This is a genomic window from Thermococcus fumicolans (assembly GCF_055386755.1).
The window spans coordinates 802,866-817,204 of record NZ_AP042424.1 but is presented as its reverse complement, the minus strand read 5'-3'; the positions used below and the strand labels follow the sequence as shown (position 1 = coordinate 817,204).

The window sequence follows — 14,339 nt, the reverse complement described above, 5'->3', positions numbered from 1 at the left end:
GTCTCGCGGTAAGTAAAGGGTGGAGGTGAGTGGAGATGGTCAGGTACCCAGCGGTCGCCGGAAGCTTCTATCCGGCTGATGATACGCTCATAGAGATGCTGGAGGAGTTTTTCAGCGACCTCGGTGAAGAGGGAAGCGAGAGGAGGATTACCGCGGGAGTTGCGCCCCACGCTGGTTACGTATTCTCGGGCTATACGGCCAGCAGGACCTACAGGGCGATATTCGAGGACGGTCTGCCCGAGACCTTCGTAATCCTCGGGCCGAACCATACAGGCCTGGGCTCGCCAATAGCGGTCTATCCTGAAGGCGAGTGGCTAACCCCACTGGGGAGCATAGAGGTCGATGCTGAGATGACAAGGGCCATAGCGAAGCTCTCTGGAATAGCCGACCTCGACGAGCTGGCCCACAAATACGAGCACTCCATAGAGGTGCAGGTTCCTTTCATCCAGTATCTGGCTGAGAAAGCCGGAAAGGACGTTAAAATCGTCCCGATAACCCTTGGCATTCAGGACGAGGAAGTTTCGAGGGCACTTGGAAGGGCAATATTCGAAGCCAGTGCGGAACTCGGTAGGGACGTTGTTGTCATAGCCAGCACGGACTTCATGCACTACGGCCCGGTCTATGGCTACGTGCCGTTTAGAGCTAGGGCCGATGAGCTCCCGCACAGAATCAAGGAGTGGGACTTCAGGCTCATCAGGAGAATCCTCGACTTTGACGTTGACGGTCTCTTCAGGGAACTTCGCGAGATGAGGCACACGATGTGCGGGCCCGGTGCCGTTGGAACGGCGATAGTCTACTCGCGCCTCGCTGGAGCGGTTGAGGCCGAGCTCCTGCACTACACGACGAGCTACGAGGTCAGCAGAAGCACCGAGGCGGTAGTTGGCTACGCGAGTATAGTGATGCGGAAGTGAGCGAAAGGGTGATAAGCTTCCCTTCGTATTTCTCCCCATGAACCTCCAAGATGCCGTTGAAAAGATCCTCCGGCTGGGTGGCGAGAGGGTAAAGTTCATCATCCTCTTCGGCTCTAGGGCGAGAGGTGATTATCGGCCGGACAGCGACTTTGACCTCTGCGTTTACTACGACGGCAGCAAGCGGGAGGCCTTCAAGTTTAGAGCCCTGGTTCTCGGTTACCTGCCCGACAAATATGACGTCCAGATTTTTCAGCTTCTCCCGGTTTACGTGAAGAAGGAGTGCCTCAAGGGAAAGGTGCTCTTCTGCAGGGACGAGACGTTCCTCTATGACATCGCCTACGAAACCATCAAGGAGTGGGAGGACTTCAAGCGCTATTACTACGACTACCTCGGCCTGGAGGCGATAGAATGAGGAAGGAGCTAATAAAATCCAAAATTGAGGAAATCCTCGAGAGCCTAAAGCTTGTTGAGGAGAACCTCCCAGAGGATTTCGAGACCTTTCAGTCCCTCGGCCTTATCAAGGACGGGATATACAAAAGGGTCGAGTTTGTCATCCAGAACATCATAGACATCTGTGCCATACTGAACTCCGACCTAAAGCTCAGGATGCCTGAAACGGAAGAAGATGTTTTTGAAGGGCTCGTTAGAGCTGGTATCTTGCCACGTGAAATGACCAATAAGTTGCGCCTTATGAAGGGCTTCCGCAACATTCTTGTGCATCGCTACGGCAGGATAAACGATGAACTCGCTTTCGAGACCCTTCATGAGCACCTGAATGACATCTACGAGTTCGTGGAGCTTGTTGAAAAGTTTTTGGAGGGTCAAAGATGAAGGTTCTAGCTTCAGCTCCGGCTAAAATTATCCTCTTCGGCGAGCACAGTGTGGTTTATGGAAAGCCTGCCATCGCTGCCGCGATAAACCTGAGAACCTATGTGAGTGCAGAGTTCAACGACTCGGGGAGGATAAAGATAGAGGCCCACGACATAAAGACCCCAGGTTTAATAGTGTCCTTTTCCGAGAATGAGATCTACTTCGAGAGCGACTACGGAAAGGCCGCCGAGGTTCTCAGCTACGTCCGACAGGCGATAGAGCTCGTGAAGGAGGAAGCGGACAGAAACGGAAGGGGCATAACGGTCTCGATAACCTCCCAGATTCCCGTTGGAGCCGGTCTCGGCTCATCGGCGGCCGTTGCGGTTGCTACAATAGGCGCGGTTTCAAAACTGCTCGGTCTCGAGCTGACCAACGAGGAGATTGGAAAGCTCGGCCACAGGGTTGAACTCCTCGTTCAGGGAGCATCGAGTGGCATAGACCCGACCGTCTCAGCGATAGGCGGTTTCATACACTACGAGAAGGGCAACTTCGAGCACCTCCCGTTTATGGAACTGCCGATAGTTGTGGGCTACACCGGTTCGAGCGGTTCAACCAAAGAGCTGGTTGCGATGGTCAGGAGGACATACGAGGAGATGCCCGAGATTGTTGAGCCGATACTGGTCTCAATGGGCAAGGTCGTGGAGAAAGCTAGAGAAGTTCTCCTCTCGGATTTGGACGACGAAACGCGCTTCAAGACCCTCGGAAAGCTCATGAACATAAACCACGGCCTCCTCGATGCCCTCGGCGTTTCCACGAAAAAGCTGAGCGAACTCGTCTACGCCGCAAGAACCGCCGGAGCCCTGGGAGCAAAAATAACCGGCGCCGGTGGCGGCGGCTGTATGTACGCGTTAGCTCCAGAGAAGCAGAGCGAAGTGGCAACGGCCATAACAATAGCCGGCGGAACGCCGATGATAACCGAGATAAGCAGGGAAGGGCTTAGAATAGAGGAGGTTCTGCCATGATAATCGTCAAAGTTGGAGGTAGCGTCTTCAGTGACAAGAAAGGTGACCCAGAGAACTTCGACGTTGAGACGGTGAGGGAAATAGCCAGGGAGATAGCGAACTTCTATCCCGGCGAGGACTTCATAATCGTTCACGGCGGAGGGAGCTTCGGGCACCCGGAGGCAAAGAAGTACGGCATAAGGGAGGGCCTTCCCGAGGACTGGGAGTCAGCAAGGATTAAGAGGATAGGTTTTACCCTAACTCACCAAGCCATGCTGAGGGCCAACGCTAAGTTCATAAGCACTTTCGTCGCCGAGAACCTGCCAGCCTTCTCCGTATCGACCTCTTCGGTCTTCATAACCGAGAACGGGGAAGTGGCCTACGGCGACGTTGAGGTCATTAAAAGACTGCTGGAGCTGAAGTTCATCCCGGTTCTCTTCGGCGACGTCTCCATAGACCTGGCGAAGGGGATAGAGATCCTCTCGGGCGACCAGATAATAACTTACCTCGCCAAGATGCTCGAGCCCGAGAAGGTGATCTTCCTCATGGACGTCGACGGGATCTACGACGGAAAGCCCGGCGCGGGAAAGCTTATCCAGAACCTGAGGCCAGATGAAATCGACGGTCTCCTCGAGAGGCTCAGCTGCACTGCCTCTGGAACCGACGTCACAGGCGGGATCTGCAACAAGCTCCGCGAGGCCAAAAAGATAGCCGAGCACTCCGAGGTCTGGTTCGTGAACGGGAAAGTTCCGGGAAGGCTGAGCGGCGCCGTAAGGGGAGACGGCTTCGGGACGAGGATAGGGGGGTGATGGCTTGCTGGCCGAGGTCATAACCGTTGGGGACGAGCTCCTCACTGGAAACACCGTCGACAGCAACTCGGCATTCATAGCCAAGAAGCTGACCGAGAGGGGCTACTGGGTGAGGAGGATCACCACCGTTGGAGACGACGTTGAGGAGATAAAGAAGGCAATCAACGAGGCCCTTGGGAGAAAGCCGGAGGTTCTCGTTATCTCCGGCGGACTTGGGCCAACGCACGACGACGTTACGATGCTGGCCGTTTCAGAGGCTTTGGACAGGAGGCTCGTCCTTTGCGAGGAGTGCCTGGAGAAAATCAAAGCCTTCTACGAGCGCCTTTACAGGGAGGGCTACATAGACGATCCTGCTTTGAACGAGGGCAGGAGGAAGATGGCCTACCTACCAGAAGGTTCCGAGCCGCTGGAGAACAGCGAAGGTGCTGCCCCAGGAGCTTTCATAGAGCACGGCGGCGTTAAGATCTTCGTCCTCCCAGGGATGCCGCGGGAGATGAAGGCCATGCTTGAGAATGAAGTCCTCCCGAGGCTCGGCGAGAGAAAGTTCGTCCAGCTCAAGTTCCTCGCTGAGATAACCGACGAGAGCAAGCTCGCGCCAATCCTAAGGGAAGCCCTGGAGCGCTTCAACGTCAGGATCCACTCGTCGCCGAAGGGCTTTGGAAAGTACATAGGCGTCATAATCTTCGCCGAGAGCGAGGAGAAGGCAAGAAAGGCCGCCCGCTTTCTGGAGGAAAGGGGGATCCCCCTGGAGAGGTGGAAGCTCTGATCATCAAGCTTTTCGCACTTTTTTCGCAGAAGTTTTCATCAGAGACCTGCAACTCGAAACCCTTTCGCAAAATTTGGTTAAACGGAGAAGCTTATTTGGCCTTTTCCGTTAAACTAGAATGTTTTAGGACATGGGGAGAATTAAAGCCTTCTGTGAACCCAAAAGGTTTATTAGAACCTGCACACAAGTGAACGCGGGTGATCTTCTATGCATGGGTACTGGGGAAAGATCCTTAGGGTAAACCTGACTACAAAGGAGGCCAAGGTGGAGCCCCTCCCGGAAGAGTTCCCGAGGAAGTACCTCGGCGGCGTTGGCTTTGGAACGAGGCTTCTCTACGACGAGGTGCCGGCCAAGGCAGATCCCCTCGGGGAAGAGAACAAGATGATAATCACTCCGGGCCTCTTCGTTGACACAGGCATAGGAACCGGCTCGAAGACGGCCTTTAACTTCAAGAGCCCGCTGACAGGTGGCTACGGCAGGTCGATGGCCGGTGCCGAGCTTGGAGTCCAGCTCAAGAGGGCCGGCTACGACGTGCTCATAATAGAGGGCAAGAGCGAAGAGCCGGTTCTCCTCGTCATAAACGACGACGAGGTAAAGATCGTCCCAGCGGACGGCTACTGGGGACTCACCACCGGCGAGGCTAGGACTAAGGCCAAGGAGGAGTACCCGGGCTACGCCACGGCCTTCATAGGCCCCGCCGGCGAGAACCTCAGCCTCATCTCGATAATCGAAACCGACGAGAGACAGGCCGCTAGAGGTGGCCCCGGAGCAGTTCTCGGAAGCAAGAAGCTCAAGGGAATCCTCATCAAGGGGAGCAAGAAGGTGCCGATAGCCAACCCCGAAAAGCTCCGCGAGCTGATAAAGAAGTGGGCCCTCATCTTCAAGGACCACCCCGCCACAAAGGCCGACATGGACTACGGAAGCGGTGAGTTCCTCGACTGGATGAACAGGGAAAGGGGAACCTTCCCAGTCAGGAACTGGCAGATGGGCTTCTTCAAGAAGGCCTACGAGAAGGCCAAGGAGGAGGGAAGGGAGCACATAGGCCTCGACCCGTACTTCTGGGCCCCGAAGTACAGGAAGGGAAGGAGGCCGTGCCCGCTCTGTAACAAGCCGTGCAGCCAGTACGTCCACGTGGAGAGCGAGAAGTGGGGAACCTTCGAGGTCGACGGTCCGGAGTACGAGACCCTCTACTCCTTCGGTGGAGTGCTTGAGATAGACGACTTCGAGACCGTTGCCTACCTCAACAAGCTCGCCGACGAGTACGGCCTCGACACCATCTCCGCCGGTGTCACCATAGCCTGGGCCATGGAGGCCTACGAGAAGGGACTGCTCACCAAGGAAGAGGCCGACGGCCTTGAGCTCACCTTCGGCAACGGCGACGCCGCTGTGCAAGCCCTCAGGAAGATGGCCTACCGCGAGGGCAACCTCGGAAAACTCCTGGCTGATGGTGTCAAGAGGGCCAGTGAGAGGCTTGGTAAGGAGAGCTGGAAGTTCGCCATGCACGTCAAGGGAATGGAGCCTCCAGCCTACGACGTCCGCGGCATAAAGGGAATGGCGTTGGCGTTCGCAGTGAACGTCCGCGGTGCAGATCACCTTACAGCAGGAGCCTACGGAACCGAGCTGGTCGGCAAGTGGTGGAAGTTCGACGGCGTTGACAGAACCAAGGGCGAGAACAAGGGCTACGAGATAGCGGTGCACGAGAACCTAATGGCCGTTTACGACGCGCTCGGCGTCTGTAAGTTCTCGAGGCACATGTACTTCCTCGAGGGCTTCCCGGAGCTCATCGAGGCCGTTACTGGCATGCACATGAGCGAAGCCGAGATAATAACGGTCGGCGAGAGGATAATGAACGTCGCCAGGGCCTTCAACGTCCGCGAGGGCTTCAGCAGGAAGGACGACACGCTCCCGTACAGGATAATGTGGGAGCCGATCCCAGAGGGGGTCAGCAAGGGCCTCCACGTCCCGCCGTGGGAGCTCGACAGGATGCTCGACGAGTACTACCAGGCAAGGGGCTGGAGCAGGGATGGAATTCCGACCAAGGTCAAGCTGCTCACCCTCGACCTGCCGGACATCGCGGAGGACGTTGGGGCGGGGATCTGAAGTTTCCCCGTTTCTCTTTTGAATTCCTTTCCCTTATTGAGAAACCAAAAGGGCGGAAAAGTTTTATACAATCGAGTCGATATGATGACACGCATAAAACAAGAGGTGAACGAAGATGGTTAAGATCCTTGCCTCAAAGCTAAGGGACGTTGAGCTGATTACCGACACCGGCGTAAGGCTCGGCTGGGTCTACGACCTCAGCTTCGATGAGAAGACCGGGGAGCTTCTCGTCATCGTTGCCGAGCCCGATGAAGACCTTGACACCAGCGAGTTCGTGACCGACCACGAGGGGCTCCTTCTGATACCCGTCAGCGCCGTCAGGAGCATAGGTGAAGTTATAATCATCGACTCGGGCAAGCTCGCGGTTAAGTCAAAGCTGAGGGGGATAAGGCACCGTTAATAGCCCTCATAGAGCCTCTCCGCGAGGAAGCGCGGGAGGCCAGCTTCCAATATCTTTCTGGCCGCTTCTTCCACATCGTACTCAACGCGGCGAAACTCGACGTTGTCCGGCGGTTCCTCTTCGGTGTCCACAATGGCGTAAGCGGACCTCCAGTCCCCGTCCCTCGGCTGCCCAACGCCGCCAGGGTTGATTATCCTCCTCCCATCTATGACCCTCATCATCGGCACGTGGGTGTGGCCCACCAAAAGGTCGTCCTGCCTGATGTAGCTCAGAACTGCCCTGAACTCGCTATCCGGGAGCCAGGGAAAGAGGTACTCGTCGAGGGGAGCCCTCGGCGAGCCGTGTATGAGAAGGTAGCTCCGCCCGGTGTCGTCGGTGAAGAGCCTCCTAACGGGAAGCCTCCTGAGAAACTCGAGGTTCTCAATGGTCATAACACGCTGGTGCCACCGCACGGCTTCTCGCGCGTAGGGGTTGAAGCCCCACTCGGCCCCGAAGGCTATCGCGTTGTCGTGGTTCCCGCGAACGCAGAGGAAAGTCCGTTTCTTCATCTTCTTTCTCACAAACTCAACAACCTCGTTTGGTGAAGCTCCGTAACCTACTAAATCCCCCATGCAGAGAATCGCGTCCGCTTTCTTAACCTCCCCCCAGACGGCCCGAAGGGCCTCAATGTTGGAGTGGATGTCCGAAATGAGGGCGATGATCATGGCACCACCGGGATAAATATGGAAGGAACCTTAAAGGCCTTTGCCGGCCCTCATGCCCATCCCGAAGGTAGCCAGACCCAGCAGCATAAGGGCAAGACCTGCGTAGGGCTGGTACCTTGGGGAACCGCCCTCCTCGCACCTCCTCTTGACTTCCTCAAAGTTCCGGCTGCAGTTCCAGAACTGGAGGTAAGCCCCGGGGTCATCGTAGAGCTCGAGCTCCTCAACAGTGAGGCCCCTGACGAATAGAACCCCCTCGATATCTACTTTCAGGTTTTCGCCCCGACCTTCAAGGACTCTGAGAGTGCCGTTTGTGTAAACGAGGGACAGGTTGTGTTCCCCACCGTTCCGTATGACGAGCGTTTTGCCGTTCACTTCCCATGAGACGCCTTCTTTCGATCCAACCACGAGGGCGAAGGAGCTGATCTTTAGCGAGTAGTTCTCAGTGAAGGTGAAGGAGCCGTCGGTTTCCTGAACCTGAGGCGGCAGTTTTCCAAACCCAGTGGACAGGGGACCCAGAGGGGGCAGCATGCACGTAACGCCGCCGCAGTTGGCAGGGCTGTACGTCACCACCAAGAGCATCCCGAGGACGAAGAGCAAAACCCCGAGTGAGTACAAGGCATTCCTCATGGCCATCAAAATTACCATGGAGAAAAGGTATAAAAGGTTTTGGGCAAAATGCCCAGAGGTATCACTTCTTCTGCTTCTTCTTCCAGTTGCTCCACTTGTAGAGCGCCGCGAGGGACTTGATGGCCCTCTCCGGCTCCGGATAAGCAGGAATGCCCTCCTCGTTGAGCATGTCGATGGCTTCCTTGGCCTCTATTCCACCGACGATTGCAACGACGAGCGGCTTCTTCCTTCCGCTCTCGTTGTACTCGCGGATGACTATCTTCGCCAGATCCCTCGGGTCGAGCACAGCCGTCTGGCAGTAGAGCACCGCTATGGCGTGCATGTTCGGGTTGGCGAGCGCGTCGCGAACGGCACCCTCGTAGGCCTCAGCCCCGGCCATACCGGTGAGGTCAACCGGGTTCTTGTATGAACCGAAGGGCGGCATGTGGTTGGCGAAGACCTTGAGGTCCTCGAGGTTGTCGTAGAGGTGGAGCCCCTCCTCCTCTGCCGCGTCGGTGGCCATGACGCCTATTCCACCGCCGTTGGTGAGGATGACGACGTTCTCTCCCTCAGGCTCCGGCAGGTTGCTCAGCGTTCTCGCCCAGTCGAAGGCCTCTCCGATGGTTAAAGCGCGGAGAACGCCGCTCTGCTTGAACGCTGCCTCGTATATCTTGTCGCTTCCGGCGAGTGAACCGGTGTGGCTTGCTGCAGCCTTGGCACCGCGCTCGCTCCTCCCGGCCTTTATGATGATTATCGGCTTCTCCTTGCTGACCTCCTTCGCGACCTCCATGAACTTCCTCCCGTCTTTGACGCCCTCCATGTAGATGAGTATCGCACCGGTGTTCTCGTCCTCCTTGAAGTACTCGAGCAGATCAGCGTCGTCTATGTCGCTCTTGTTACCGATGCTGACAACAGCTGAGAGGCCCACCTTCTCAAGGATCGTCCAGCCCATTAGGGCTATTCCCAAGGCCCCGCTCTGGCTTATGAGGGCGAGCTTTCCGGGCATAACGTCGGTGGGACCGAAGGTGGCGTTGAGCTTGGTGGGGGTGTAGACGACGCCGAAGATATTCGGGCCGAGGATCCTCATGCCGTATTTGCGGGCAGTCTCGACGAGCTGCTCCTCGACCTTCTTGCCCTCTGGACCAAGTTCGCCGAAGCCGGAACTTATGATCGGGAGAACCTTAACCCCCTTCTTTCCGGCCTCCTCGACGACCTGCGGAACGAACTTGGCCGGGACGATTATGACGGCCATGTCGACCTCGTCGGGAACGTCGAGGATGCTCTTGTAAACCGGGAACCTCCTCCCGCTGATCTCTATCTCGCCGCCCTTAATGTTGACGGCGTATATCTTGCCATCGTAGCCGTACTCGATCAGGTTTTTCATAACAGCGTACCCTATCTTTCCCGGCTTTCCTGAAGCGCCTATAACCGCGACGCTCTTGGGCTTGAAAAGTGCCTCAATCCTTGGATCGGCCATTCTTATCACCTCGATGAGATTCACAGTTTCACGTCGATAAAAGCCGTTAAAACCTTTCCCCTCTCCTTTTGACGATGATATCATCGACGGTCGTTAAAAGCAGCCGAAGGCCAATTCCCAACCGGTTTCATCGCCAAACGCCTTTCTCGAAGTAGTTTCGCTTTCCCACATGTTTTCGAAAAACTTTTTAGGAGACTCTGTACCCCAGATGGCAGACCCTCCCAGTATGGCCGAACGGGGTTTCCCATAAAGTCATAGCCCTTGGAGGTGGCCGATGAGGAACCTTCCCCTCCCTGAGGGGTGATGAGCAATCCGGTAGGCCGAGGCAAACCCTAAATACTCCCATCACCTCTCTTTTTCCAGGTGGTGCGTATGGGCGTACAGATAGGTGATCTTGTGCCGAGAAGGGAGATAGAGCTCCAGAACCTCTACGGGAGGAAGGTTGCCATCGACGCTTTCAACGCCATGTACCAGTTTCTGTCGACCATAAGGCAGCGCGACGGTACGCCGCTCATGGACTCAAAGGGCAGGATAACCTCCCACCTAAGCGGCTTCTTCTACAGGACGATCAACCTCATGGAGAACGGTGTGAAACCGGCCTACGTCTTCGACGGAAAGCCGCCGGAGTTCAAGAGGAGGGAGATAGAGAGGAGGAGAGAAGCCAGGGAGGAGGCAGAGGAGAAGTGGCACGAGGCCCTCGAGAGGGGTGATCTGGAGGAGGCGAAGAAGTACGCGATGAGGGCAACGCGCGTTAACGAGGGGCTCATAAACGACGCCAAGAAGCTTTTAGAGCTCATGGGGATCCCGGTTGTTCAGGCGCCGAGCGAGGGTGAGGCCCAAGCTGCTTACATGGCCGCCAAGGGGAAGGTCTACGCCTCCGCCAGTCAGGACTACGACTCGCTCCTCTTCGGGGCACCGAAGCTCGTGAGGAACCTAACGATAACCGGGAGGAGAAAGCTACCGGGTAAGAACGTATACGTTGAGGTCAAACCCGAGCTGGTGGTTCTGGAGGAGGTGCTCAAAGAGCTGGGAATAGACAGGGAGAAGCTCATCGAGATGGCCATTCTAGTCGGAACCGACTACAACCCCGGGGGGGTAAAGGGTATAGGGCCGAAAAAGGCCCTGACGATAGTCAAGAGGAGCAAAGACCCCCTCAAGAAGTACAATCGGGAGAGCGAGGTTGACCTCTACGCGATAAAGGAGTTCTTCCTCAATCCCCCAGTGACGGATGAGTACGAGCTGAAATGGCGCGAGCCGGACGAGGAAGGCATTCTGAAGTTCCTGTGCGACGAGCACGACTTCAGCGAGGAGCGCGTTAAGAACGGCCTTGAAAGGCTTAAAAAAGCCGTGAAGGCTGGGAAACAGAGGACGCTGGAGAGCTGGTTCGGGGGGTGATCAGCCCATCGGAACCTTCAGGTTCAGTTTTTCTATCAGCTCTTTGTAGCGGTTCCTCACGGTCACCTCGGTGACCCTCGCGACCTCCGCCACTTCCCTCTGAGTGCGCTTTTCCCCCTCGATCAGACCGGCTATGTAGAGTGCCGCCGCGACGAGGCCGGCAGGACTCTTTCCACTGGTGAGCCCGCGGTTGTAGGCCTCTTCAAGGAGCTCTATCGCCTTCCTCCTCACCCTCTCGCTGAGGCCCAGCTCATCGGCAAACTTGCTCACGTAGTCGGTGGGCTTGACGAAGAGCTTCTTCGGGGTGAGGTTGAGGTGCCTGGCTATGAAGCGGAAGCTCCTACCGATCTCCTTCTTGTCCACGCGGGAGACCTCGGCTATCTCGTCGAGGGTCCTCGGTATCTTGAGGAGCCTGCATGCGGCGTAAACACACGCGGCTATGACGCTCTCAATCGACCTTCCGCGTATGAGGCCCTTCCTCACGGCCTCGCGGTACAGACGAGCGGCCTCCTCCTCAACGTGCCTCGGAAGGCGGAGGTTGCTGGCGAGCCTGTCGAGCTCGCTCAGGGCAAAGGCGAGGTTCCTCTCGGCGGCATCGCTGACGCGAAGGCGGGACTGCCACTTTCTAAGCCTGTACATCTTCTCCCTCATCAGCCCAGTGAGGGAGCGGTCGATGCCGATGTCGGTTGAGAGGCCCTTATCGTGGAGGAGTATGCTCTCAGGGGCCCCTGCGCGGGCCCTCTTCTCCCTCTGGCTCGCGTCAAACGCCCTCCACTCCGGCCCCATATCGACGACGTTCTCTTCGATAACGTAACCGCAGACCTTACAAACGACTTCTCCCCTACTGGGGTCGTAAATGAATTCAGTGGAGCCGCAGACAGGGCAGACCCTCTTCTTACTCACTCAAACACCCCCACGGGCGGCCCTATCGGAACAGGCCTTATAAACCTTCCCCAGGGTTTTTCCTCCCACCCTTCTTACCCGGAAGGTAGCGGAAGATCCAGGCGACATCTTCTTTCTTGAAGGTTATCCTCTCAAGAACCCTCACGTCCTCGTCGTCCTCAACAACGTTGGCGTAGATCCAGAGGAAAACGGGATCGTCCTCACTCCCCAGGTGGAGGTTCCGGTAGAGTATGTCAACTGTGCCGTCGCGATTGTTCTTAACCGAGATGGCCTTCCAGGTATCCAGGCTGACCTCACCCTTAGAATCGAGGAGTTCTATGATCCTCTTGACGTCCATTCCTTCACCTTCCGCTACCACTTGATCCTGAACTCCCTCCTCGTCCTCGCGTCTATCTGGGCCAGGATCCTCTTGAGCTTCTCATCGCTCAGGGGCTCCCTTATCTGGCCGGCCTGGTAGAGCTGGACGAGTATGAGCTCAACCTGTCTCGCGAGCTCCGGCCGTACAAGCTTCACCCTGGCGAGCCTCTCCCTCGCCTCGGGACTGAGAACCTTCCTCATTATTGCGTTTATCTGGGCCTCAAGCTCCATCTCCTGCTTCATTGCCTCCTCCTGAGCCTTCTGCTGCTCAAGATAGCGCTTCTGAAGTTCCATGAGCTTTCTCTTCCTGATCTCCTCGATGTCCTCGGCCATGGTCTCACCCCACTCTAACCTCGGGGTCCAAGTTAAAAATGTATCCTCGGGACAAAAACATGTAGGACAAAAGTGAAGGAACTCAGTACTTCTTGAGCTCGGGGATCTGCTCCTCGAGCTCTTTCTTGAGCTCCGTCGCAACCTTATCAAGGAAGCTCTGGCCCTTGGGAGTTACGACCCTTCCCTCACCCGGAACCTTCTGGACGAAGCCTGCCTGCTCGAGCTGCTGGAGGGCCTTCCTGATTATGCTCCCGCCGGCCTTGTAGAAGTGCTCGGGGGCGTGTCCGCGGTTCTTCCTGCCGCCGTACCATGTGCGGAGCCTTTCGATTCCGACCGGCCCGTCGATGTAGACCTTCCTGAAGACGCTGGCGACGCGGTAGTACCACCAGTCCTCCTGCTCCGGAAGCCTCTCCTTGTGCCTGCCGGTCTTGACGAACTTGGCCCACTCGGGCGGCTTTATCTCCTCAACCTCTTTGAGCTTCTGGGCGACCCTCTCAACGAGCAAATCACCGGGAACGTCATAAACCGTAGCCATCCTTCAATCCCTCCCTTTCCTGAATTTCTTCCGGAATCCAGCGATATCGAGCTTGACTTTCTTAACGGGCTTCTCCTCCCGCTTTTCCTTCGAAAGCTCCTTTCTCTGGAGCTTCCTTAAATACTTTTCCCAGCCTTCCCTCGGCCTGAACAATATAAACCTTTTGCCGCGCACGTCTATGAGCTCGCTGTCCGTGAGCTCAGCCACCCTCCTCGCGAGAGCGGTCCTATCGAGCCCAGTGCTTATGAGGGCCCCCTTCCTTATTTCAACCTTAAGGATCCCGTCCTTCTCGAGCTGGGCCTTTATCTCCTCGATGACGCCCTCTTCCAATCCCCTCTTCCCTATCCACGCTCGCGGGGGAATGTCGTAGTATCTCGCGCGAATGGCCCTTCTCACCTTTCCGGATAAGCGTTTCTCCATACCTCTCACCTCTAAGCCTCTCGCGGTTTGCTGAAGGCCTTATAAAGGTTGGCCTTTTAAAGGTGTTGGAGGCTCAGCTAGACCCCGAACTTCTCCATAAATTCCCCCGGAGTGTAAACCTCGGGAAGCCAGTCGAAGTGCCTCTTGTTGTTCGTGACCAGTGGGGCGTTCAGTTTCAAAGCAAGCGAGCCTATCATGTAGTCCCTCGCGTTCTTAGAGAAGTCCCAGCGGCCGAGGACGCTTTGGACAACTATCTCAGCTGATTCTTCATCAAAATCCATGACCTCTATGGAAATCGATCCGAATACTGCCTTCAATTTGCTCTTAGCCTCGAGTAACCCTTTTCTCCGCGCGTATCTGTAGAGAACCTCCATATAGACCACTGAACTCGTCACGGGTTGAAACGGAGAATCCATAAGCCACTCAAGAAACCTTCTGTCATTGAAAACGCTAGTGTCAAGTACAACTTTCACTTTTCTCCCTCCAGCTCTTTTAGAGTCCTCTCAATGCCCCTAGCTAGGCCCCGTCTCGTTTCCTCGACGGTCTCATCGATATCTCTCATGATCTCCGTGAACTCCCGGAGGAGATCCTCGAACTTCATCAGAACATACGAATTCCCTTGGCGCACAAAAACCACTTCGTCCCCCGCCTTAATCCCAAGGGCTTTTCGAACTTCTTTCGGGATCGTTACCTGGTATTTCTTTGTCACTATCGGCATTACACTCACCGTTTAGGTATTACACATCTTGACCTAATAATACTTTCGCGGGAAAGAGTTTAAGAGGCCAGAACCAAACCCTAGCCGGTGGTAG

General features: G+C 56.1%; 19 protein-coding genes. 9 read left to right on the top strand and 10 right to left on the bottom strand.

What is annotated here, in order from left to right; genetic code table 11:
- Nucleotides 1–35 precede the first annotated feature (35 nt).
- The 8 genes from ACZ5AM_RS04650 (at nt 36) to ACZ5AM_RS04615 (ending at nt 6,797) form a co-directional block, all read left to right on the top strand.
- Nucleotides 36–911, top strand: a complete 876-nt coding sequence (locus ACZ5AM_RS04650) for an MEMO1 family protein (protein WP_464915701.1) — start codon at nt 36–38, stop codon at nt 909–911.
- Nucleotides 912–948: 37 nt separating this feature from the next.
- Complete coding sequence (mntA, locus tag ACZ5AM_RS04645; RefSeq protein WP_464915700.1) at nt 949–1,323, top strand: type VII toxin-antitoxin system MntA family adenylyltransferase antitoxin; 375 nt, start codon at nt 949–951, stop codon at nt 1,321–1,323.
- A complete protein-coding gene (gene hepT / locus ACZ5AM_RS04640) occupies nt 1,320–1,742 on the top strand; it encodes a type VII toxin-antitoxin system HepT family RNase toxin (RefSeq protein ID WP_464915699.1) in 423 nt (140 codons plus the stop codon). The genes mntA and hepT overlap by 4 nt, the downstream gene beginning before the upstream one ends.
- Nucleotides 1,739–2,743: a mevalonate kinase gene (locus ACZ5AM_RS04635; RefSeq protein ID WP_464915698.1), complete on the top strand. Its 1,005-nt coding sequence runs from the start codon at nt 1,739–1,741 to the stop codon at nt 2,741–2,743. Before hepT ends, ACZ5AM_RS04635 begins: the two co-directional genes overlap by 4 nt.
- Nucleotides 2,740–3,531, top strand: a complete 792-nt coding sequence (locus ACZ5AM_RS04630) for an isopentenyl phosphate kinase (RefSeq protein WP_464915697.1) — start codon at nt 2,740–2,742, stop codon at nt 3,529–3,531. The genes ACZ5AM_RS04635 and ACZ5AM_RS04630 overlap by 4 nt, the downstream gene beginning before the upstream one ends.
- A 4-nt stretch (nt 3,532–3,535) precedes the next feature.
- The gene (locus ACZ5AM_RS04625) at nt 3,536–4,297 is read left to right on the top strand and encodes a molybdopterin-binding protein (RefSeq protein WP_464915696.1); all 762 of its coding nucleotides are present in this window, start codon (nt 3,536–3,538) and stop codon (nt 4,295–4,297) included.
- A 207-nt stretch (nt 4,298–4,504) separates the two neighbouring features.
- Entirely contained in the window at nt 4,505–6,397 is a 1,893-nt protein-coding gene (locus ACZ5AM_RS04620; protein WP_464915695.1) for an aldehyde ferredoxin oxidoreductase family protein, read from the top strand.
- 115 nt (nt 6,398–6,512) lie between these two features.
- Entirely contained in the window at nt 6,513–6,797 is a 285-nt protein-coding gene (locus ACZ5AM_RS04615; protein ID WP_464915694.1) for a PRC-barrel domain-containing protein, read from the top strand.
- Here the strand turns inward: ACZ5AM_RS04615 and ACZ5AM_RS04610 are convergent.
- Genes ACZ5AM_RS04610 through acs form a run of 3 tightly spaced genes read right to left on the bottom strand, consistent with a single transcriptional unit; the run spans nt 6,794 to nt 9,584 of the window.
- Nucleotides 6,794–7,501 (bottom strand): metallophosphoesterase family protein, encoded by a 708-nt coding sequence (locus ACZ5AM_RS04610; RefSeq protein ID WP_464915693.1) that lies wholly within the window; start codon nt 7,499–7,501, stop codon nt 6,794–6,796. The two genes, ACZ5AM_RS04615 and ACZ5AM_RS04610, sit on opposite strands and share 4 nt — an antisense overlap.
- A gap of 30 nt (nt 7,502–7,531) precedes the next feature.
- Complete coding sequence (locus ACZ5AM_RS04605; RefSeq protein ID WP_464915692.1) at nt 7,532–8,134, bottom strand: hypothetical protein; 603 nt, start codon at nt 8,132–8,134, stop codon at nt 7,532–7,534.
- A gap of 55 nt (nt 8,135–8,189) precedes the next feature.
- The gene (gene acs, locus ACZ5AM_RS04600; RefSeq protein WP_464915969.1) at nt 8,190–9,584 is read right to left on the bottom strand and encodes an acetate--CoA ligase alpha subunit; all 1,395 of its coding nucleotides are present in this window, start codon (nt 9,582–9,584) and stop codon (nt 8,190–8,192) included.
- Nucleotides 9,585–9,956: 372 nt separating this feature from the next.
- On the opposite strand from acs, the gene fen reads away from it, so the two are divergent.
- Nucleotides 9,957–10,979 (top strand): flap endonuclease-1, encoded by a 1,023-nt coding sequence (gene fen, locus ACZ5AM_RS04595; RefSeq protein ID WP_464915968.1) that lies wholly within the window; start codon nt 9,957–9,959, stop codon nt 10,977–10,979.
- Here fen and ACZ5AM_RS04590 read toward each other — a convergent pair whose 3' ends face one another.
- The 7 genes from ACZ5AM_RS04590 to ACZ5AM_RS04560 all read right to left on the bottom strand — a co-directional run bounded on the left by ACZ5AM_RS04590 (nt 10,980) and on the right by ACZ5AM_RS04560 (nt 14,245).
- Nucleotides 10,980–11,882: a transcription initiation factor IIB gene (locus ACZ5AM_RS04590; protein WP_464915691.1), complete on the bottom strand. Its 903-nt coding sequence runs from the start codon at nt 11,880–11,882 to the stop codon at nt 10,980–10,982.
- Nucleotides 11,883–11,919: 37 nt separating this feature from the next.
- Nucleotides 11,920–12,219, bottom strand: coding sequence for a hypothetical protein (locus ACZ5AM_RS04585; protein ID WP_464915690.1), 300 nt, complete (start codon nt 12,217–12,219; stop codon nt 11,920–11,922).
- 14 nt (nt 12,220–12,233) lie between these two features.
- On the bottom strand, nt 12,234–12,572 hold the full coding sequence (locus ACZ5AM_RS04580) for a DNA-binding protein (protein ID WP_464915689.1): 339 nt from the start codon (nt 12,570–12,572) through the stop codon (nt 12,234–12,236).
- A gap of 82 nt (nt 12,573–12,654) precedes the next feature.
- On the bottom strand, nt 12,655–13,107 hold the full coding sequence (locus tag ACZ5AM_RS04575) for a 30S ribosomal protein S19e (protein ID WP_464915688.1): 453 nt from the start codon (nt 13,105–13,107) through the stop codon (nt 12,655–12,657).
- A 3-nt stretch (nt 13,108–13,110) separates the two neighbouring features.
- Nucleotides 13,111–13,527: a YhbY family RNA-binding protein gene (locus ACZ5AM_RS04570; protein ID WP_464915687.1), complete on the bottom strand. Its 417-nt coding sequence runs from the start codon at nt 13,525–13,527 to the stop codon at nt 13,111–13,113.
- Between the two features lie 77 nt (nt 13,528–13,604).
- Nucleotides 13,605–13,943 (bottom strand): type II toxin-antitoxin system VapC family toxin, encoded by a 339-nt coding sequence (locus tag ACZ5AM_RS04565; RefSeq protein ID WP_464915967.1) that lies wholly within the window; start codon nt 13,941–13,943, stop codon nt 13,605–13,607.
- A gap of 53 nt (nt 13,944–13,996) precedes the next feature.
- Nucleotides 13,997–14,245, bottom strand: a complete 249-nt coding sequence (locus tag ACZ5AM_RS04560) for an AbrB/MazE/SpoVT family DNA-binding domain-containing protein (protein ID WP_464915686.1) — start codon at nt 14,243–14,245, stop codon at nt 13,997–13,999.
- Nucleotides 14,246–14,339: the final 94 nt, after the last annotated feature.

Bases quoted from the DNA above. Each gene is read 5' to 3' on its own strand.
- ACZ5AM_RS04650 (WP_464915701.1), top strand. From the start codon at position 36: ATGGTCAGGTACCCAGCGGTCGCCGGAAGCTTCTATCCGGCTGATGAT.
- mntA (WP_464915700.1), top strand. From the start codon at position 949: ATGAACCTCCAAGATGCCGTTGAAAAGATCCTCCGGCTGGGTGGCGAG.
- hepT (WP_464915699.1), top strand. From the start codon at position 1,320: ATGAGGAAGGAGCTAATAAAATCCAAAATTGAGGAAATCCTCGAGAGC.
- ACZ5AM_RS04635 (WP_464915698.1), top strand. From the start codon at position 1,739: ATGAAGGTTCTAGCTTCAGCTCCGGCTAAAATTATCCTCTTCGGCGAG.
- ACZ5AM_RS04630 (WP_464915697.1), top strand. From the start codon at position 2,740: ATGATAATCGTCAAAGTTGGAGGTAGCGTCTTCAGTGACAAGAAAGGT.
- ACZ5AM_RS04620 (WP_464915695.1), top strand. From the start codon at position 4,505: ATGCATGGGTACTGGGGAAAGATCCTTAGGGTAAACCTGACTACAAAG.
- ACZ5AM_RS04615 (WP_464915694.1), top strand. From the start codon at position 6,513: ATGGTTAAGATCCTTGCCTCAAAGCTAAGGGACGTTGAGCTGATTACC.
- ACZ5AM_RS04610 (WP_464915693.1), bottom strand. From the start codon at position 7,501: ATGATCATCGCCCTCATTTCGGACATCCACTCCAACATTGAGGCCCTT.
- ACZ5AM_RS04605 (WP_464915692.1), bottom strand. From the start codon at position 8,134: ATGGCCATGAGGAATGCCTTGTACTCACTCGGGGTTTTGCTCTTCGTC.
- acs (WP_464915969.1), bottom strand. From the start codon at position 9,584: ATGGCCGATCCAAGGATTGAGGCACTTTTCAAGCCCAAGAGCGTCGCG.
- fen (WP_464915968.1), top strand. From the start codon at position 9,957: ATGGGCGTACAGATAGGTGATCTTGTGCCGAGAAGGGAGATAGAGCTC.
- ACZ5AM_RS04585 (WP_464915690.1), bottom strand. From the start codon at position 12,219: ATGGACGTCAAGAGGATCATAGAACTCCTCGATTCTAAGGGTGAGGTC.
- ACZ5AM_RS04580 (WP_464915689.1), bottom strand. From the start codon at position 12,572: ATGGCCGAGGACATCGAGGAGATCAGGAAGAGAAAGCTCATGGAACTT.
- ACZ5AM_RS04575 (WP_464915688.1), bottom strand. From the start codon at position 13,107: ATGGCTACGGTTTATGACGTTCCCGGTGATTTGCTCGTTGAGAGGGTC.
- ACZ5AM_RS04570 (WP_464915687.1), bottom strand. From the start codon at position 13,527: ATGGAGAAACGCTTATCCGGAAAGGTGAGAAGGGCCATTCGCGCGAGA.
- ACZ5AM_RS04565 (WP_464915967.1), bottom strand. From the start codon at position 13,943: ATGGATTCTCCGTTTCAACCCGTGACGAGTTCAGTGGTCTATATGGAG.
- ACZ5AM_RS04560 (WP_464915686.1), bottom strand. From the start codon at position 14,245: ATGCCGATAGTGACAAAGAAATACCAGGTAACGATCCCGAAAGAAGTT.